The sequence below is a fragment of the Xanthomonas indica genome (assembly GCF_040529045.1).
Lineage (GTDB): Bacteria > Pseudomonadota > Gammaproteobacteria > Xanthomonadales > Xanthomonadaceae > Xanthomonas_A > Xanthomonas_A indica.
The window spans coordinates 964,261-982,509 of the sequence record NZ_CP131914.1; the positions used below are offsets into that span (position 1 = coordinate 964,261).

Consider the following 18,249-nt stretch of genomic DNA (forward strand, 5'->3'; position numbering starts at 1 on the left):
TGCAGCGTGGACCGCCCGCAGGCCTGGTGCCTGCGCCGTTTGCAGTCTTCGCGACACCGCCCGCCCACCTGCCGATCCGGTCGGACCGCTGCCTGCGAGGGTCGGGCGGCCGCGTGCACCACGCTTGGAGACCTTCATGAGCCAGACCCACAGCCTGCCGGCCACCGCGTCCGTCGACGCCGCCGTCGACCCCACGACCGCTGCCGCCACTGCCCAGCCGGAACCGGCCAGCAGCGAGCCGAGCAACGACCAGCGCGCCGTGACCTGGATCGTCAAGGACGGCGGCAACCGCCGCATGGCCTTCGACCGCTCGCGCCTGCAGCGCACCCTGGACCGGATCCACGCCGAGTTCCCGCAGCTGGACGTGAGCGACTACGAGCGCAAGGCCTTCGCCTTCATCGAGAAGAAGGAAAGCCTGTCGGCCGACGACATGGTCGACTACCTGATCCGCGAGGCCGAGTCGCGCGTGGACATCGCCACGCCGGAGTGGGAGTACTTCGCCGCGCGCCTGTACCTGGACCGCCTGTACAAGCGCGCCAGCAAGAACCGTTTCTACGATGCCGGCGAGAAGTACGGCTCCTACGTCGGCCTGCAGGAAAGCCTGGCCGACCGCGGCGTGTACTCGATCGACATCCTCAAGAACTACTCCAAGGACGAACTGGCCGAAGCCGGCCGCATGATCGATCCGGAGCGCGACAAGCTGTTCGCCTACAACGGCCTGTACCTGCTGGCCACGCGCTACCTGGCCACCGACAACTCGCGCAAGGTGTACGAACTGCCGCAGGAGCGCTGGCTGACCATCGCCCTGTACCTGATGCAGGACGAGAAGCCGCGCGAGCGCCGCATGCAGCTGGTCGGCGAGGCCTACTGGGCGCTGTCCAACCTGTACATGACCGTCGCCACGCCGACCCTGGCCAACGCCGGCAAGATCGGCGGGCAGCTGTCGAGCTGCTTCATCGACACCGTCGACGACAGCCTGCAGGGCATCTACGACTCCAACACCGACGTGGCGCGCGTGTCCAAGCACGGCGGCGGCGTCGGCGCCTACCTGGGCTACGTGCGTTCCTCCGGTTCGGCGATCCGCGGGGTGAAGAACTCCAGCGGCGGCGTGGTGCCGTGGATCAAGCAGCTCAACAACACCGCCGTGTCGGTGGACCAGCTCGGCCAGCGCAAGGGCGCCATCGCCGTGTACCTGGACATCTGGCACCGCGACATCGAGGCGTTCCTGGACCTGCGCCTGAACAACGGCGACCAGCGCCTGCGCGCGCACGACGTGTTCACCGCGGTGTGCGTGCCGGACATCTTCATGGAAGCGGTGGAACGCCGCGGCGAGTGGTATCTGTTCGACCCGCACGAGGTGAAGGAGGTCAAGGGCTGGTACCTGCAGGACTTCTTCGACGAGAAGCGCGGCGAAGGCAGCTTCCGCGCCCGCTACGAGGAAGTGGTGGCCGACGAGCGCATCGGCCGCAAGGTGGTCAAGGCCATCGACATGTTCAAGCGCATCATGGTCAGCCAGCTGGAGACCGGCAACCCGTTCATGTTCTACCGCGACGAAGTCAATCGCATGAACCCGAACAAGCACCAGGGCATGGTCTATTCCAGCAACCTGTGCACTGAGATCCTGCAGAACATGAGCCCAACCCGGGTCATCCAGGAGATGATCAGCGGCGACCAGATCGTCACCACCAAGCAGGCCGGCGACTTCGTCGTGTGCAACCTGTCCTCGGTGAACCTGGGCCGTGCGGTGACCGCGCAGCCGGACCTGCTGTCGCCGGACATCCTGGAGCGGCTGATCCGCGTCCAGGTGCGCATGCTCGACAACGTCATCGACCTCAACGAACTGCCGGTGCCGCAGGCCACCATCACCAACCAGAAGTACCGCGCGATCGGCCTGGGCACCTTCGGCTGGCACCACCTGCTGGCGCAGAAGGGCATCGACTGGAATTCGCCGGACGCCGAGGCGTACAGCGATTCGCTGTACGAACGCATCAACTACCTGACCATCCAGGCGAGCCTGGCGCTGGCCAAGGAGAAGGGCGCGTACAAGGTGTTCAAGGGCAGCGACTGGCAGAACGGCGAGTACTTCACCAAGCGCGGCTACGACAGCGCCGAGTGGCAGGAACTGGCCGCGCAGGTAAGCGTGCACGGCGTGCGCAACGCCTGGATGGTGGCGGTGGCGCCGAACATGAGCACCGCGCAGATCGCCGGCTCCACTGCGTCGATCGACCCGATCTACAGCGCGTTCTACTACGAAGAGAAGAAGGACTTCCGCCGCCCGGTGGTGGCGCCGGGGCTGACCGTGGACACCTATCCGTACTACGAGAAGGGCGCCTACAAGGTCGACCAGTTCGCCAGCGTGCGCCAGAACGCGCGCCGCCAGCGTCACGTCGACCAGTCGATCAGTTTCAACTTCTACGTGCCCAGCGGCATCCGCGCCAGCACCCTGCTGGACCTGCACATGACCGCGTGGAAGGAAGGCCTGAAGACCACGTACTACGTGCGCTCCAACGACATCGACATCAGCGAGTGCGAGTGGTGCTCGAGCTGATCGCGGGCGCCTGAGCCCAGCGCCGCGCGGCAGGCCGCCCCTGCCGCGCGCGTCCCGCATTCCCGCGCCGCCCGCCGGCGCCGTTCACCCGACTACCGAAGCACATCCATGGCCATCGCGCTCGACCGCATCAAGATCCTCGAACCGCTGCACCCCAACCGCTCCACCGGCATCATCAACGGCACCACCAGCGGCATCCTCAACTGGAACGACATCCCGTACCCGTCCTTCTACCGGGCGTACAAGGAGCTGTCGACCAACTTCTGGATCCCCGACGAAGTGGACATGAAGGGCGATGCCAAGCAGTACGGGGAGCTGTCGGCGCGCGAGAAGAACGCCTACGACTCGATCATCGGTCTGCTGGCCACGCTGGATTCGCCGCAGACGCGCTTCATCTACAACGTCGCCGAATACATCACCGACCCGGCCGCGCACGCCAACGCCGCGATCATCGGCCAGCAGGAAGTGATCCACAACGAGAGCTACTCGTACGTGCTGGCCTCGATCGCCGGCCTGGCCGACCAGAACCGCGTGTTCGAGATCGCCCGCACGCATCCGACCATCATCGCGCGCAACCAGCCGATCATGCAGGCCTATGACGACTTCATGCGCGAGAAGACCGCAGAGACCCTGCTGCGCTCGCTGATCCAGTCCTCGATCCTGGAAGGCATCAACTTCTATTCCGGCTTCGCGTATTTCTACAACCTGGTCCGGCAGAACCGCATGACCGGCACCGGCAAGATCATCAGCTTCATCAACCGCGACGAGCTGGCCCACACCAAGTTCATCAGCGAGCTGATCCGCGCCATCATCGGCGAGAATGCCGAGCTGCAGACCAACGAGCTGACCGACTACGTGCACCAGGCCTTCGAACACGCGATCCGCCTGGAGACCGAGTGGTCCTCGGAAGTGCTCGACGGCATCGAGGGCATCGACGTGGACGAAATGATCCAGTACGTGAAGTACCGCGCCAACAAGATGTCCGGCATGCTCGGCATCGAGAAGCTGTACAGCGGCGCCAGCGACAACGTGATGCCGTGGATCAAGGCCTACGCCGACAACTTCACCGAGACCAAGACCGACTTCTTCGAGATGCGCAACGCCAGCTACAAGAAGACCAACTCGGACAACGGCTTCGACGATCTCTGAAGGGCCGGATTCGGGATGATCAGCCGTTCGGCTGCTGAAAAGCCGGGCATTCGGGATTGGTGAAGCACCGCCATCCTGCTCTGACGAATCCCGAATCCCCACTCCCCAATCCCCGCCCCATGCGTATCCTGCTCGCCTACGCTTCGCTCAGCGGCAATACCCGCGACGTCGCCCGCCGCGTGCATGCGCAGTGCGAGGCGGCGGGGCACGCGGTGACCTGGATCCATACCGACCTGCAGACGTTGCAGGGTGCGCTCGGCGATGCCGCGCACGCGGCGCAGTTCGATCTGCATCTGCTCGGCAGCTGGACCGACAACGCCGGGCGCACGCCGTCGGAGATGAAGCGCTACATCGCCGAACTGGTCGAGGCGGTGGGCAAGACGATCGAGGTGGCGGCGTTCGGCACCGGCGAGACGCAGTGGGGCTTGGAGTATTACTGCGGTGCGGTCAAGCGCATCGCACGGTTCTTCGACAGCGTCTATCCGTTGCTGGAGATCGAGCAGATGCCGCATGGCGACCGCGACAACGCGGCGATCGACGCCTGGTGTGCGCAGGTGCTGGCGTTGCGCGCGGCGCGGGCGTCGTCGGCAGGCGCGGTGCCGGCGGCCGCTGCCGAGCCCCCGTGCACCGGTGCGGGCGGGTTCGCTGCGATGGGGTTGCCGCTGCATGGCAGCGGCTGACGCCGTCGTCCATCCGTTTTCCTGGTAGCACCGGCGTCGTCATCGCACGCCGTGTTTCCTCCGACATCAGACAAGGTTCCGTTCCATGCTCACCACCATCACCGTCTCCAGTGCCGAACAGTTCGCCGATGCGCTTGCCGCGCACCCGCGCGTGCTGGCCGATTTCAACAAGGACAACTGCCCCGGTTGCCGCATGCTCGACAAGTCGCTGGAGCGCTTCGCCGAGAGCGACACGGCGCAGGGCGTGACCCTGCTCAAGGTGAAGATGGAGGACGTGGGCGAGGACTTCTTCCGCGCTCAGGGGCTGCGGCAGACGCCGACGCTGATGCTGTTCCGCCAGGGCGAGGAAGTGGCGCGCGTGCCCGGCTTCGTGCCGCCGGCCAAGATCGACGAAGCGGTGCGCACGCATCTGGGCTGAGCGCGGCGCGTTCCTCGCACCTCGTATCTCGTAGGAGCGGCTTCAGCCGCGACGGGCTTTCCCATAGCGTCTGTCGCGGCTGAAGCTGCTCCTACGGTTCTTCTTGTCCGACACGAAAGCTTGGAAGCAACAGCAAAGGCTTTCGCCCTTTCGGGCGAGTTACTTTGATCAGCCTTCGGCTGCTGAGAAGCACTTCTTTGCTCGCGCAAAGAAAAGGTAACCAAAAGAAGCGCTTTACCACAGCCGAAGGCTGGTCAAGCGCGCCCTGCCTTGCGCCCTCCGCGCTAGCGCGCTCCGGGTCCGCATCCATAACGGGGATCCGCGGAAGGGGCATCCTGCCCCTGCCGCGGACGGCGCACATCCATGTGCGCCGCCCTTCGGGTGTTTCCCCGCGATGGCCGCCGCTGTGGAAGGGAACCCGGTAAGTCAAAAGCTAAAGCAACAGCAAAAGCCCGAGCAACTGCCGCTGCAGCGCATGTCCGCGTCATTGCAGCGTCCGCCAGCGAATGCGCTGCGCGTGGCGTGCAGGTATCGTGGGCGGCAAGCGTCCAGGGGTTGCGTGTGGCGTGATGCGGCGGCGTGTTCCTCGTAACCCGGTGAACCCAGCGTAGGAGCGGCTTCAGCCGCGACAGGTTTTACCTTGGAAACCTCTATCGCGCCTGATGGTACGAGGCATGCCTAACGCCTCTCGCCGGGGCTTGCGATAAGTCGGATGGGTGCACTGTGGGAGGGACTTCAGTCCCGACGCGTTGAGGTTGGGTACCTGGCAGCGTTGTTCGTCGCGGCTGCCCGGCAATTGATTCGTTCATGCATACAGAGCGTAGCCATGTACTGCAATCCCTACCCACGCCTGCCCGCCGCATGCCCCTGCGCCAACTGCCACAGGTGGCGCACGATCGGCATCGCCTGCGCGGTAGCTGGCAGCGCGGCCAGCGCCAGGCGCGCCATCGGTACGCGGCCTTCGATGTCCAGGTAGCGCACGCCGGGCAATTGCACCTGCGCGGTGGAGGCGGGGACCACCGATACGCCCAGTTCGGCGGCGACCAGGTTGACGATGGAGGACATCTGCGGCGCTTCCTGTTCGATCTTCAGTTCGAAGCCGGCCTGGCGGCAGGCATCGAGGATCTCGTCGTACAGGCTGGTGCCGAAGCTGCGCGGGAACAGGATGAAGGGTTCGCCGGCCAAGGCCGACAGTGGCGCGCGGCGGCGCTTGGCCAGGCGGTGCGCGGCCGGCACCGCGATCTTCATCGGCTCGTCGGGCAACTTGAGCAACTGCAATTCCGAGGGCGTGGCCACGCTGTAGCGGATGAAGGCCGCATCCAGCCGTCCCTGCAGCAGCGCGGCGAGCAGGCCGGCGGTGTTGGTCTCCTCCAGCGCCAGCGTCACCGCCGGCCAACCGCGGCGGAAGCCGCGCACCAGCGTCGGCACGATCGGGTTGAACGCTGCCGAGGCGGTGAAGCCGAGCCGCAGCACGCCGCTCTCGCCGCGCGCGGCGCGGCGCGCGGCGTCGCCGGCGCGTTCCAGGTCGGCGAGCACGCGCCGCGCTTCGGTGCGGAAGGCGCGGCCGGCATCGGTGAGCTCGGCACCGCGCGGCGTGCGCACGAACAGCGGCGTGCCCAGTTCCTCCTCCAGCGCGCGGATCTGCTGGCTCAGCGGCGGTTGCTGGATGCCCAGTTGCGCGGCGGCGCGGGTGAAGTGTCCGGCCTCGGCCACGGCCAGGAAGTAGCGCAGATGGCGCAGTTCCATGTCATATCCAGAACATATGGAAGGTCGGTCGATCATATATTGGACGCCGGGTGATGGCAGGCGAATACTGACCCTCCGTTTCCCGCCACCCCCCACACCGTGAACGCCTCCAGCCAATGCCCGCCGGTGCATGCCGTGGACGACGCGCCGTTGCTGCGCATCCGCCTGGCCCTGTTCCTTGCCGGCTTCGCCACCTTCTCGCTGCTGTACAGCGTGCAGCCGCTGCTGCCCGCGTTCGCGCGCGAATTCGGAGTCAGCGCCGCCGCCAGCTCGCTGCCGCTGTCGCTGGCCACCGGCGGCCTGGCGATCGCGATCTTCTGCGCCGGCGCGGTGTCGGAAACGCTGGGCCGGCGCGGGCTGATGTTCGTGTCGATCGCGTTGGCGGCGCTGCTCAACCTGCTGGCGTCGTGCCTGCCGCACTGGGGTTCCCTGGTGGTGGTGCGCGCGCTGTCCGGCATCGCCCTGGGCGGGGTGCCGGCGGTGGCGATGGTGTACCTGGCCGAGGAACTGCCGCCGAGCCGGCTCGGCGCGGCGACCGGGCTGTACGTGGCCGGCAATGCCTTCGGCGGCATGGTCGGCCGGATCGGCATGAGCATGCTCACCGATCACTTCGACTGGCGCATCGCGCTGGCCACGCTGAGCGCGGTCGACCTGCTGGTCGCGGTCGGCTTCGTGCTGCTGCTGCCGCCGTCGCGGCACTTCGTGCGCCGTCAGGGCGTGAATCTGCGCTTTCATCTGCGCGCCTGGGGCGGGCATCTGCGCGATCGCCATCTGCCGTGGCTGTTCGCGATCCCGTTCCTGGCGATGGGCGTGTTCGTCAGCGTCTACAACTACGCCGGTTTCCGCCTGGGCGGGCCGGAGTTCGGGCTGAGCCAGAGCCAGCTCGGCCTGATCTTCAGCGCCTACGTGTTCGGCATCGTGTCTTCGTCGGTGGCGGGCGCGGCGTCGGACCGCTTCGGCCGCGGCCCGGTGGTGCTGGCCGGCCTCGTCACCGCGGCGCTGGGCGTGGCGCTGACCCTGGCGCATGCGCTGGTGCCGATCATCGCCGGCATTGTGCTGCTGACCATCGGCTTCTTCGTCGCGCATTCGGCGGCCAGCGCCTGGGTCGGACGCCTGGGCGGCCAGCACAAGAGCCATGCCGCCTCGCTGTACCTGCTGGCCTACTACGCCGGCGCCAGTGTGATCGGCTCGCTCAGCGGCGCAGCCTGGCAGCACGGTGGCTGGAACGCACTGGTCGCCTGCTGCCTGGTCTTGCTGGGCATCGGCCTGGTCGCCGCGCAGGTGCTACACCGCGGCGCCGACGACAGCCGTCCCTACGGACGCTTCGGGCCGCATCCGCCGCGCGGCGAGTGAGCCGCGCCGCCATCAGCCAACGAGGATGCCGCGATGCAGATCGACCACCTCGACCATCTGGTCCTCACCGTCGCCGACATCGAGGCGACCTGCGCGTTCTATGCGCAGGTGCTGGGCATGCGCGTGGTGACCTTCGGCGAAGGTCGCAAGGCGCTGGCCTTCGGCGCGCAGAAGATCAACCTGCACCGGCGTGGCCATGAGTTCGAACCCAAGGCGCGCGTGCCCACGCCGGGGTCGGCCGACCTGTGCTTTCTCACTGCCACGCCGCTGGGGCAGGTGGTCGAGGAACTGCGTGCCGCCGCCGTGCCGATCGAGCAGGGTCCGGTGCAGCGCACCGGCGCCCGCGGCCCGATCCTGTCGGTGTACCTGCGCGATCCCGACGGCAACCTGATCGAGATCGCCAATCCCTTGTGAGCGCAGGCGCCGAAGCGCCTGCACGGCGCGGTCATTCCGAATAGCTGACCGACAGGGTGACGTTGGCGTAGCCGCCGCTGCCGCCGACCAGGCGGAAGAAGTAGCTGCCGGTGGCCGGCAACGCCATCTGCACGTTCTGCGTGGTGCCGTTGCGCAGCGAACTGTAGTCGGCATTGCTGCCGTCGGCGCCGGGCGCGCGCACCGCGCGCACGTACAGCTTGAGCTGGCCGCTGCCGCCGAGGGTGCGCAGTTGCAGGTTGCGGGCATTGACCGGCACGTCCAGGCGGTACAGCGGCCCCTGGCCGGCCGCGGCCGACAGCTTGGCGACGGAGCCGCGGCCCACGCTGATCGCCGTGGCCTCGTCGCCGCCGCCGCTGGCGCCGGCGGCACGGGCGACGGCCTTGGCGGCGTTGAGGATGCCGGCGCCGATGTACGGCGTCTGCTTGCTCGGGAAGGGGTTGGAGGTCTGGGTCAGGATGTCGCGCAACTGCGCCTGCGAGGGCATCGGGCGGTTGGCGTTGAGCGCGGCGCTGATCGCCAGCGCGACCACGCCGGCCACGTGCGGCGAGGCCATCGAGGTGCCCGCATAGCCGGCGTAGGCCGGCTGGTCCGGGCCCTTCTCGCCGGTGTTGAGCGTGGACCAGATCAGGCCGGTGCGCACCGAGCCCGATCCGCTCGCGGCATCGTTGGCATAGACGCCGCCGCCCGGGGCCGACAGGGTGATGGTGGAGCCGTAGTTGGAGTAGTAGGCGCGGCCGCCGGTGATGCCGTTGGCCGCCACGTTGATCACGCCCGCGCAACTGGCCGGCGAGTAGCCCGCGGCATCGGCGTTGTCGTTGCCGGCGGCCACCACCACGACGCTGCCGCGCGCGATCGCGCTGGCGATCGCGTTGGAGGTCACCGAATCCTGCGCGCAGGAACCGCCGCCGCCCAGGCTCATGTTGATGACTTCGGCCGGGTTCGGATTGTCCGGCACGCCGTCGACGTGGCCGCCGGACGCCCAGACGATGGCATCGGCGATGTCGGCGGTGGTGCCGCCGCAGTGGCCGAGCGCGCGGATCGGCAGGATCTTCGCATCCGGCGCCACGCCGGCCATGCCGATGCCGTTGTTGGTGCGCGCGGCGATGGTGCCGGCGACGTGGGTGCCGTGCCAGGAACTGGTTTTCTGCTCCTCCGGCTGTGCGCAGCCGCCATTGGCCACCAGGTACTTGTCGTCGGTGGTCCAGTCGCCGGTATCCCAGCCGCCGGCCACGCGCCCGTTGCTGGCACGGCCGGACAGCAGCGCATCGCTGATGAAGTCGTAGCCGGCGTTGGCCAGCGCGGTGTCCAGATCCGGATGCGCGGTGATGCCGGTATCGATGACCGCTACCACGACGCCCTGGCCGGTGCCGTACTGCCAGGCCGGCACGAGGTCGATGCCGCCGCGGTTGGGATAGCCGGTGGTGTCCGGCGCCAGCGTTTCCAGGTGGCCATCGGGCGTGCGCAGGTGCCACTGCACGGAATAACCCGGATCGTTCGGCGCGGTCGCCGTGGCCGTGGCCTGGGCGGTGCTGCGCACCGGCTTGAGCAGCAGGTTGGGTTCGACGTGCGCGATGGCGGGGTCGGCCTTCAGGCTGGCGATCAGCGTCTGCAGTTGCGACGGTGTCAGCGCACGGTTGGGCCGCACCAGGTCGGCGCCGATGGCGAGCCGGCGCACCCGGTTCAAGGCCGGGGCGGTCTGCCGGTAGGTGCGGGTCCAGGTGCTGGTGGTGCTGCGCGCGGCCATGATCTGGTTGAGCGTGGCGCTGGCCGCGCGCGCATCACGGACGGCGCTGCTGCCGTCGCGGTAGGTCACGATCAGGCCGTCGTAGACGGTGGCTTGCCCAGGCGCGGCCTGGGCCAGGACCGAGAAGCGCCGGGCGCTCTGCGCCTGTGCGGTGCCGGCGAGCGCCAGGCCCAGCGACAGGGCGAGCAGGTTGCGGGACAGCGGGGTGGCATGGGTCATGGCGATGTCTCTGGAAAGATCGATGAGGGCGTGGAACGCACGAAAGGGGCGGCCGTGTCGGCCGTGTCACCAACTGAAGCCGGCGCCGGCGGACACGCTCTTCTCGTTGCCGGAGAAGGCGCCGCCGAGCGAGACGCTGGCGCGGTTGCCGATCGCGCGTTGGTAGCCGACCGCCAGCGCGCTTTCGCCGCCCTGCGAACCGACACCGACGCCGATCCGGTTGGCTCCGGCCAGGCCGGACGTGTTGGTCGCCATGCCGGCGTAGGCGGCACTGACCGCGCCCATCCGGTCGATGCGCCGGTCCAGGTGCTGGAAGCGCTGGTCGGTGTCGTTGCGCAGGCGGGTCAGGTTGTCGTCCCAGCCGGCCATGCGGCTGTCGGTGTAGGCCTTGGCGCTGCTCAGCGTGGCGCTGTCGCCGGCCTGCATCTGCGCGACGTTGACCGCATCGGTGGCGGCGCTGCCGGCGGCGACATTGCTGATCTGGCGTTCGTTGCCGGCGCTGCCCACCGAGACGGTGTTGGCGCGGGTGGCGGACGAACCCCGGCCGATCGCCACGGCGTTGTTCGCCGATACCGAGGCGCCCTGGCCCACGGCGGTGCCGGAGGCGGCGGTGACCGTGGCGCTTTCGCCCACCGCCACGGCATTGGTGGCGCTGGCACTGATGCTGGCGTTGGCGCCGACTGCGGTGCTGCCGTCGGCATTGACCTGCGCGTTGCCGCCCAGTGCGGTGTCGTTGGGCCCGTAGGCCAGCGCATTGGAACCGATCGCCGTGCCGTTCTGACCGTTGGCGGTGGCCTGCGCGCCGACCGCCACCGCATTGGTGCCGGCGCCGACGCTGGGGCCACCCTCGGCGCCGCTGCCCACCGCCACACCGCCACCGCCGCTCTGCAACAGGCTGCCGACACGGGTGTCCAGCGCCGACAGCGCGCCGTCCAGCGCCGACAGCGCCGAGCCGACGTTGCCGTAGCTGTGGCCCTGGATCAGGTAGCTGCCGCCATTGAAGCTGCCATCGCCGCCGACCGCACTGCCGGCGCCGAGCGCGCTGGCGATGCTGCGCAACTGCAGCACGTTGACCGCGTCGGTGTCGGCGGTGCCGGCGGCCACGTAGGTGAGCTGGCGCAGCGCGCCGTCGTTGCCGAAGGCGACCGCGTTGTCGCGGTCGGCCATCGCACCTGCACCGATCGCCACGCTGTTGGTGCCGGTGGCGGCGCTGTTGTAGCCGAGTGCGACGGTGCTCGCGCCCATCGCGGTCGCACCGCTGCCCAGTGCAGTGGCGCCGTTGCCGTTGGCGCTGGCGATGCTGCCGAAGGCGCTGGCATCGACACCGTCGGCGTAGGCCTGACCACCCACCGCCATGGCGTTCTCGCTGGTCGCCAGCGCCTGCGCGCCCAGCGCGACGCTGTGGATGGCATCGGCATGGCTGTCGAAGCCCAGCGCCACGCCGTAATCCGACAGCGCCCAGCTGCCGGCGCCCACGTTCACCGCGCCCAGGCCGTTGGCTTGGGCGGGAACGCCGCTGTTGCTGGCGCCGATGCTCACGCTCTGCTGGCCGAAGGCCGAGGCGCCTTCGCCGATCGCCACACTGCCGTCGCCGCTGGCGGTGGCGGTGTAGCCCATCGCGGTGCCGAAATAGCCGGAGGCGGTGCTGTAGCCGCCGGCCGCGGTGGCACCGACGTTGGACGCCAGGGCGGCGTAGCCGAAGGCGCTGGCCTGTTCGCTCTCGGCACGCGACGAACCGCCGACGGCGGTCGCATAGATCCCGCTGGCCGCGGAGGTGGACCCCACCGCGGTGGCGCTGTCGCCATCGGCGCTGGCGTTCCAGCCCAGTGCGCTGGCGTTGCCGGCGGTGGCTGCGGCGGCCGTGCCGATCGCCAGCGCACCGAAGCCGGTGCTCTGCGCGCCGGCGGAATCGCCGTTGGCGCTGCCGAAGAAGCTGCCGCCGATCGCGATGGCCGAGGTGCCGCTGGCCACCGCACCGTCGCCCATGGCGATGGCGGCGCTGTCCGATGCCACGGTGTGGTGGCCGATGGCGATGGCGAAGGCGCCGGAGGCATCGGCGCGTGCGCCCATCGCCACCGCGCGCAAGCCGGCGGCGCTGGCGTAGTCGCTGCCGTCGTTCAGCCCTTCGGCCAGGAAGTAGTGGGTGGTGTTCTGGCTGCCCGGTTGCACGTCCTGGGCGGTGGCGTCCTGCGGCGTGGTGTCGGCGGCGTCAGCGCTGTCGGTCTCGGCGCCGAGGTTTGCGGCGCCGGTAGCGCGTTGTGGCGTCTGCGCGGCCGCGGCGGCGAAGGCGCTGGCGGGCAGGCTCAGCGCGAGCAGCAACGCGGCGGTCAACAATCGGTCAGACGCCTGCGGGAGGATGGACGAGGACGACGACAGCGGGCGCGCACCGGCGCGCAGGGCGTTGGGCAGAAAAGGCATGGTCGGTTCCGGGGCTGGGGCCGGGAGCGTCGTCCCGACAACGAGTCAGGCCCGATTAAGGCCGCAAGCCCTGCGGCCCTTCAATGCACGCAGATTCACCGCTTCCTCACGGTAGACTCACCGTCATGGGAGTCCGGGTGAGATGGGGTGCGCACGCTCCGCCGGTCGCGCTCGCCGCGCGGCTGTGGCGGCGCCTCTCGCTGTGGCTGCGCCGGGTGCCGATCGCCGACCCGCTGGACCGGCGCAACGCGCCGGCGCTGCAGGTGCTGTTCGTGTTCCTGGGCAGCGAGATTCCGCTCAACAAGCTCTATCACCTGCTGACCGCACCGCGCATCGAGATGGGCACGGTGCAACTGGCGGTGGACGTCGGCACCGATGCGGCGATCGCCGCGGCGGCCTGGGCCGCGGTCTGGATGATCCGCCGCGGCCTGCTGAAACACGCCACGGCCATGTTCATCGCGGTGGTGCTGTGCTCGGCGGTCGCCGCCAACCTGGCGTTCGGCTACCAGCTGCAGGCCTTCGATCCGTATCCGATGATGATGCTGACCCTGGCCGCGCTGGTGATCGGGCGCCGTGCGCTGTGGCTGGTCTACCTGTGCATCCCGCTGATCTTCTGGCTGGGCATGGAAAGCCCCTGGGGCCAGGACCCGCACGGCACCCGCAGCCCGTTCCAGAACCTGCCCTCGCTGGCGCTGAGCTACCTGATGATCACCCTGGTGCTGGACCGCACCGTCGCGGCGCTGCGCGAGAGCCTGTGGCGTGCGCGGCGCAGCGCCGCGCGCCTGCGCGTGGAGATGCGCGAACGCGCCCAGGCGCAGCAGCGCCTGCTGCATCTGCAGAAGATCGAGCTGGTGGAACAGCTGGCCAGCGGTGTGTCGCACGACTTCAACAACATCCTCAGTGCGATCCTCGGCTACACCGAGCAACGCCACTGCGTGCACGAACTGGACTATCACCCGCCGCGCGATGCGCTGGTGCTGGCCGAGGCGTTGGAAGGCGTGGCGCTGGCCGCGCACCGCGGCGTGGCGGTCAGCCGCAAGCTGCTCAGCTTCAGTCGCCGCGAGGCCAGCGTGCCCGAGCGCTTCGACGCTGGCGAAGCGCTGCGCAGCCTGCAGCCGATGCTGCGGCAACTGTTGGGCGCCACCGTGCAGGTGCGCCTGGACCTCACCGCCGACCCGGCACCGGTGTTCCTGGACCGCAGCCGCTTCGACCTGGCGCTGCTCAACTTCGCCGCCAACGCGCGCGATGCGATGCCTGGCGGCGGCGGTTTTTCGCTGCAGCTGCGCCGCGACGGCGAGGCCATCGCCATCGCCATCGCCGATACCGGCGTGGGCATGAGCGAGGCGGTGCAACGGCACATCTTCGAGCCGTTCTTCACCACCAAGCCGGCCGGGCAGGGCACCGGGCTGGGCCTGGCGGTGGCCTTGGAGATGGCGCAACAGGCGCAGGGCAGCCTGCAGGTGCGCAGCACGCCCGGCGCCGGCACCTGCTTCGTGCTGCGCCTGCCGCTGGCCGGGCTCAGCGCTCCTGCGGCATGAGCAGATAGCCTTCGCCGCGCACCGCGCGCAATGGCAGCGCGCTGCCGGTGCGCTCGTGCACTTTCTGCCGCAAGCGGTGCAGCAACGCGTCCAGCCGGTGCGGGTCGATCTCCAGCCCGGCATTGCCGCCGAGCATGCCGATCAGCGCATCGCGGCTGACCAGCCGCCCGCGTGCCTGCCACAGGCTCTGCAGCACCTTGCGCTCGGAGGCGGTCAACGGCACCGCCTGCCCGTCCGGCGCGAACAGGCACCAACCGTCGTCCTGCAACTGCCATTCCTCGCTGGCCGGCGCCGCCGGCCGCTGCATGCGCCGGGCCACGCTGAACAGGGTGGCGGCGAGGATCTCGATCTGCACGGGTTTGATCAGGTAGGCATCGGCGCCCTGGACCAGCCCGCGCACCAGATCCGGCTGCTCGCCGCGGCCGCTGAGGATGACGATGCCCAGCCCGGGGCGGCGTGCCTGCAGTTGCTGGGTCAGGGTGAAGCCGTCGCTGTCGGGCAGGCCGATGTCGAGCACGATCAGGTCGAAACGCTGCGCCTCCAGCGCCGCCCACAGGGCTTGCGCGGTGCGCAGCGGCGTCGCCTCGAAACCGTGCCGCAGCAAGCCCGGCAGCAGCACGCGGTCGCGCAGCACATCGTCGTCCTCCAGCAACGCCACCCGCAGCGGGGTGTTGGCGGCGGCGGCGAACGGGGGCGGGGTGGGATCGGGAACGCGGCTCACGAGGCGGAATCGGCGAAGGGACGGCATTCCTCACGGAGCAGCGTGCGGCGCGCAGGACGCCGTGATCGCTGAGCATCCTGCCGCGTCCCGGACAGTAGCCAGTTTCCTGCGGGCTTTCAATGCGCGCGGCAACGCTTCAGCGGCCGCGTCGGCCCGGGCTTGCGTTGCCGCCGCACGCGCCCAAGATAGGAGGGCGTCGCGCCATCGTGCGCGCGTCTCCACCACGACCGGGATCTTCACGATGTCGCAGTTGCTGCAGGATCACGCCGCGTCCGCGCAGGCCGCGTCTTCCGCGCTGGAAGCGTTCGTCGAGCGCCATCGGCGCCTGTTCGTGCTGACCGGCGCCGGCTGCAGCACCGACTCGGGCATTCCCGACTACCGCGATGCCGCCGGCGACTGGAAGCGTGCGCAGCCGGTGACCTACCAGGCCTTCATGGGCGAGTTGGCGACGCGGCAGCGCTACTGGGCGCGCAGCCTGCTCGGCTGGCCGCGCTTCGGCCACGCCCGGCCCAATTCCACCCATGCCGCGCTGGCGCAGCTGGAAGCGCGCGGCCAGGTCGACGTACTGCTGACCCAGAACGTGGACGGCCTGCACCAGGCCGCCGGCAGCCGCGCCACCATCGACCTGCACGGGCGCCTGGACGTGGTGCGCTGCATGGGCTGCGAGCGGCGCATGCCGCGCGAGGCGTTCCAGCAGCACCTGCTGCAGCACAACCCGCAGTGGGCGACGTTGCAGGCCGCGCCGGCGCCCGACGGCGACGCCGACCTGGACGGCGAGGATTTCGCCAGCTTCGTGGTGCCGGCCTGCGCGCACTGCGGCGGCGTGCTGAAGCCGGACGTGGTGTTCTTCGGCGAGAACGTGCCGCGCGAGCGCGTGGCCAGCGCGTTCGCGCACCTGCAACGCGCCGACGCGGTGCTGGTGGTCGGTTCGTCGCTGATGGTCTATTCCGGTTTTCGCTTCGTGCAGGCGGCGGCCAAGGCCGGCCTGCCGATCGCCGCGGTCAACCTGGGCCGCACCCGCGGCGACGACCTGCTGAGCCTGAAGGTGGAGCAGCCCTGCGCGCAGGCGCTGGCGTTCCTGCTGCCGGCAACCGCGCGCGTTCCGAATCCCGGCACGAACTGATCCACCGGCAGTGGTTGATCGCGCTGCGCGGCAGGAGTGCAATGGCTGCCTCCCGCGCCGCGCGCGGCGTTTCCACGGATCCGCATCGTGAGTCAGTTGTTCTCGCCCCTCGCACTGGGGCCGCTGTCGTTGTCCAACCGCATCGTGATCGCGCCGATGTGCCAGTACTCGGCCGAGGACGGCCGTGCCAGCGATTGGCACACCCAGCACCTGGGCCAACTGGCCCAATCCGGCGCTGGTTTGCTGATCCTGGAAGCGACGGCGGTGGAGCCGCGCGGGCGCATCAGCTACGGCGACCTGGGCCTGTGGGACGACGCCACCGAGGCGGCGCTGGACACAGTGCTGCGCGCCGTGCGGCGCTGGTCGCCGATGCCGCTGGGCATCCAGCTCGCGCATGCCGGGCGCAAGGCGTCCACGCACAAGCCCTGGGACGGCGGCGGCGCGATCGCGCCCGACCAGCCGAACGGCTGGCAGACCGTGGCGCCGTCGGCGCAGCCGTTCGCCGCCGACGGCGTGCCGCCGCAGGCGCTGGACCAGGCCGGCATCGACGCCATCGTCGAGGCGTTCGTGGCGTCGGCGCGGCGCGCCGAACGCCTCGGCTTCGCGCTGATCGAACTGCACGCCGCACACGGTTACCTGCTGCACCAGTTCCTGTCGCCGCTGAGCAACCAGCGCGACGATGCCTACGGCGGCAGCCTGGAGAACCGCATGCGCCTGCTGCTGCGCGTGCATGCGGCGGTGCGCGCCGCGGTGGCGCCTGGCATCGCGGTGGGCGTGCGTATCTCCGCCACCGACTGGGTCGACGGCGGTTGGGACCTGGCGCAGAGCGAAGCGCTGGCGCAGGCGCTGCAGGCGCAGGGTTGCGATTACCTGCACGTGTCCAGCGGCGGGCTCGACCGGCGTCAGCGCATCCCGGTGGCGCCCGGCTACCAGGTGCCGTTCGCCGAGGCCTTGCACCGCGCGGTGCGGATGCCGGTGATCGCGGTCGGCCTGATCACCGAGCCGCAGCAGGCCGAGGCCATCCTCGCCGAGGACCGCGCCGATGCCATCGCGCTGGCCCGCGGCATCCTCTACGATCCACGCTGGCCGTGGCACGCGGCCGCCGCGCTGGGCGCGCGGTTGCGCCCGTCGCCGCAATACCTGCGTTGCGAGCCGCATGCGGCGCGCGGCGTGTTCGACGCCTGACCGACGCGCCGCACGGTTGGCGGCCTCCACTTCGATTTCTTCAGGGAGCATGCAATGACGACGATTGGATTTCTCGGCCTGGGCACGATGGGCCAGCCGATCGCGCTCAACCTGCTGCGCGCCGGCCACGCACTGACAGTGTGGAACCGCAGCGCCGCGGCGGCGCAGCCCCTGCTCGAGGCCGGCGCACAGCAGGCCGCGCAACCGGCCGATGCGGTGCGCGGGCCGGTGTTGTTCTCGATGCTGGCCGACGACACCGCGGTGCGCGAGACCCTGCTCGAGCGCGGTGCACTGGACGCGCTCACCGCCGGCAGCGTGCACGTCAACATGGCCACGATTTCGGTGGCGTTGGCGCGTGAGCTGCACGCGCTGCATGCCGAGCGCGGTGTCGCCTACCTGGCGATGCCGGTGCTGGGGCGGGTCGAGGTGGCCGCGGCCGGCCAGCTCAACCTGCTTGCCGCCGGCGACGCCGCGGCCCTGGCGCGGGTGCAGCCCTTGCTCGATGTCATCGGGCGCAAGACCTGGTATTTCGGCGCCGCACCGGAACAGGCCAACGCGGTCAAGCTCGCCGCCAACCTGTGCCTGGCCAGCGCCATCGGCACCATGGCCGAGGCGTCGGCGCTGGTGCGCGGGCACGGCGTGGACGCGGCCGACTTCCTCGACATGCTCACCAGCACCGTGTTCGCCGCACCGGCCTACCAGACCTACGGCGGCATGATCGCCGAGCAGCGCTACAGCCCGGCCGGCTTCAAGGCCACGCTGGGCCTGAAGGACGTGCGCCTGGCGCTGAATGCCGGCGAGACCCGGCACGTGCCGATGCCGCTGGCGGCGGTACTGCGCGACGCCTTCATCGAGGCGATCGCGCACGGCGACGGCGAACTGGACTGGGCGGCGCTGGCCAAGGTCGCCGCGCGCCGCGCCGGCCAGGCCTGAGCGGCGCCGGCGGATCTTCAGCGGACCTTGGCGGCGCCT

Annotated in this window: 14 protein-coding genes; 10 read left to right on the forward strand and 4 right to left on the reverse strand. The window is 69.8% G+C overall.

What is annotated here, in order from left to right; all coding sequences use genetic code 11:
* Positions 1-136: 136 nt before the first annotated feature.
* The 4 genes from Q7W82_RS04040 (at position 137) to Q7W82_RS04055 (ending at position 4,795) form a co-directional block, all read left to right on the forward strand.
* The gene (locus Q7W82_RS04040) at positions 137-2,548 is read left to right on the forward strand and encodes a ribonucleoside-diphosphate reductase subunit alpha (RefSeq protein WP_160946994.1); all 2,412 of its coding nucleotides are present in this window, start codon (positions 137-139) and stop codon (positions 2,546-2,548) included.
* Positions 2,549-2,656: 108 nt separating this feature from the next.
* Positions 2,657-3,697: a ribonucleotide-diphosphate reductase subunit beta gene (locus Q7W82_RS04045; RefSeq protein ID WP_010340146.1), complete on the forward strand. Its 1,041-nt coding sequence runs from the start codon at positions 2,657-2,659 to the stop codon at positions 3,695-3,697.
* A 119-nt stretch (positions 3,698-3,816) separates the two neighbouring features.
* Entirely contained in the window at positions 3,817-4,377 is a 561-nt protein-coding gene (locus tag Q7W82_RS04050) for a flavodoxin (RefSeq protein ID WP_242160134.1), read from the forward strand.
* A gap of 85 nt (positions 4,378-4,462) precedes the next feature.
* The gene (locus Q7W82_RS04055; protein WP_019798422.1) at positions 4,463-4,795 is read left to right on the forward strand and encodes a thioredoxin family protein; all 333 of its coding nucleotides are present in this window, start codon (positions 4,463-4,465) and stop codon (positions 4,793-4,795) included.
* Between the two features lie 840 nt (positions 4,796-5,635).
* Here the strand turns inward: Q7W82_RS04055 and Q7W82_RS04060 are convergent.
* Complete coding sequence (locus Q7W82_RS04060; protein ID WP_017912252.1) at positions 5,636-6,541, reverse strand: LysR family transcriptional regulator; 906 nt, start codon at positions 6,539-6,541, stop codon at positions 5,636-5,638.
* Between the two features lie 99 nt (positions 6,542-6,640).
* On the opposite strand from Q7W82_RS04060, the gene Q7W82_RS04065 reads away from it, so the two are divergent.
* Together Q7W82_RS04065 and Q7W82_RS04070 are read left to right on the forward strand one after the other, a co-directional pair.
* Positions 6,641-7,894, forward strand: a complete 1,254-nt coding sequence (locus Q7W82_RS04065) for an MFS transporter (protein ID WP_242160135.1) — start codon at positions 6,641-6,643, stop codon at positions 7,892-7,894.
* A 33-nt stretch (positions 7,895-7,927) separates the two neighbouring features.
* Positions 7,928-8,308 (forward strand): VOC family protein, encoded by a 381-nt coding sequence (locus Q7W82_RS04070; protein WP_242160136.1) that lies wholly within the window; start codon positions 7,928-7,930, stop codon positions 8,306-8,308.
* A gap of 31 nt (positions 8,309-8,339) precedes the next feature.
* Here Q7W82_RS04070 and Q7W82_RS04075 read toward each other — a convergent pair whose 3' ends face one another.
* Positions 8,340-10,292 carry a S8 family serine peptidase gene (locus Q7W82_RS04075; RefSeq protein WP_242160137.1) on the reverse strand — a complete coding sequence of 651 codons (1,953 nt, stop codon included), beginning with the start codon at positions 10,290-10,292 and terminating at the stop codon, positions 8,340-8,342.
* 66 nt (positions 10,293-10,358) lie between these two features.
* The gene (locus tag Q7W82_RS04080) at positions 10,359-12,710 is read right to left on the reverse strand and encodes a YadA-like family protein (RefSeq protein ID WP_242160138.1); all 2,352 of its coding nucleotides are present in this window, start codon (positions 12,708-12,710) and stop codon (positions 10,359-10,361) included.
* A gap of 137 nt (positions 12,711-12,847) precedes the next feature.
* On the opposite strand from Q7W82_RS04080, the gene Q7W82_RS04085 reads away from it, so the two are divergent.
* Complete coding sequence (locus tag Q7W82_RS04085) at positions 12,848-14,248, forward strand: ATP-binding protein (RefSeq protein WP_242160139.1); 1,401 nt, start codon at positions 12,848-12,850, stop codon at positions 14,246-14,248.
* On the opposite strand, the gene Q7W82_RS04090 is transcribed toward Q7W82_RS04085, so the two are convergent.
* Positions 14,229-14,969, reverse strand: a complete 741-nt coding sequence (locus Q7W82_RS04090) for a response regulator transcription factor (protein WP_242160140.1) — start codon at positions 14,967-14,969, stop codon at positions 14,229-14,231. The genes Q7W82_RS04085 and Q7W82_RS04090 overlap by 20 nt on opposite strands.
* A gap of 241 nt (positions 14,970-15,210) precedes the next feature.
* On the opposite strand from Q7W82_RS04090, the gene Q7W82_RS04095 reads away from it, so the two are divergent.
* The 3 genes from Q7W82_RS04095 (at position 15,211) to Q7W82_RS04105 (ending at position 18,210) form a co-directional block, all read left to right on the forward strand.
* Positions 15,211-16,092, forward strand: a complete 882-nt coding sequence (locus Q7W82_RS04095; RefSeq protein WP_242160141.1) for an NAD-dependent protein deacetylase — start codon at positions 15,211-15,213, stop codon at positions 16,090-16,092.
* An 87-nt stretch (positions 16,093-16,179) separates the two neighbouring features.
* Positions 16,180-17,277, forward strand: a complete 1,098-nt coding sequence (locus Q7W82_RS04100; protein ID WP_242160142.1) for an NADH:flavin oxidoreductase/NADH oxidase — start codon at positions 16,180-16,182, stop codon at positions 17,275-17,277.
* An 87-nt stretch (positions 17,278-17,364) separates the two neighbouring features.
* On the forward strand, positions 17,365-18,210 hold the full coding sequence (locus Q7W82_RS04105; RefSeq protein WP_242160256.1) for an NAD(P)-dependent oxidoreductase: 846 nt from the start codon (positions 17,365-17,367) through the stop codon (positions 18,208-18,210).
* Positions 18,211-18,249: the final 39 nt, after the last annotated feature.

What these genes read in the sequence shown, in the direction of transcription:
- Q7W82_RS04075 (WP_242160137.1), bottom strand. Translation starts at nt 10,292, where the DNA reads ATGACCCATGCCACCCCGCTGTCCCGCAACCTGCTCGCCCTGTCGCTG.
- Q7W82_RS04070 (WP_242160136.1), top strand. Translation starts at nt 7,928, where the DNA reads ATGCAGATCGACCACCTCGACCATCTGGTCCTCACCGTCGCCGACATC.
- Q7W82_RS04060 (WP_017912252.1), bottom strand. Translation starts at nt 6,541, where the DNA reads ATGGAACTGCGCCATCTGCGCTACTTCCTGGCCGTGGCCGAGGCCGGA.
- Q7W82_RS04055 (WP_019798422.1), top strand. Translation starts at nt 4,463, where the DNA reads ATGCTCACCACCATCACCGTCTCCAGTGCCGAACAGTTCGCCGATGCG.
- Q7W82_RS04040 (WP_160946994.1), top strand. Translation starts at nt 137, where the DNA reads ATGAGCCAGACCCACAGCCTGCCGGCCACCGCGTCCGTCGACGCCGCC.
- Q7W82_RS04050 (WP_242160134.1), top strand. Translation starts at nt 3,817, where the DNA reads ATGCGTATCCTGCTCGCCTACGCTTCGCTCAGCGGCAATACCCGCGAC.
- Q7W82_RS04080 (WP_242160138.1), bottom strand. Translation starts at nt 12,710, where the DNA reads ATGCCTTTTCTGCCCAACGCCCTGCGCGCCGGTGCGCGCCCGCTGTCG.
- Q7W82_RS04105 (WP_242160256.1), top strand. Translation starts at nt 17,365, where the DNA reads ATGGGCCAGCCGATCGCGCTCAACCTGCTGCGCGCCGGCCACGCACTG.
- Q7W82_RS04045 (WP_010340146.1), top strand. Translation starts at nt 2,657, where the DNA reads ATGGCCATCGCGCTCGACCGCATCAAGATCCTCGAACCGCTGCACCCC.
- Q7W82_RS04095 (WP_242160141.1), top strand. Translation starts at nt 15,211, where the DNA reads ATGTCGCAGTTGCTGCAGGATCACGCCGCGTCCGCGCAGGCCGCGTCT.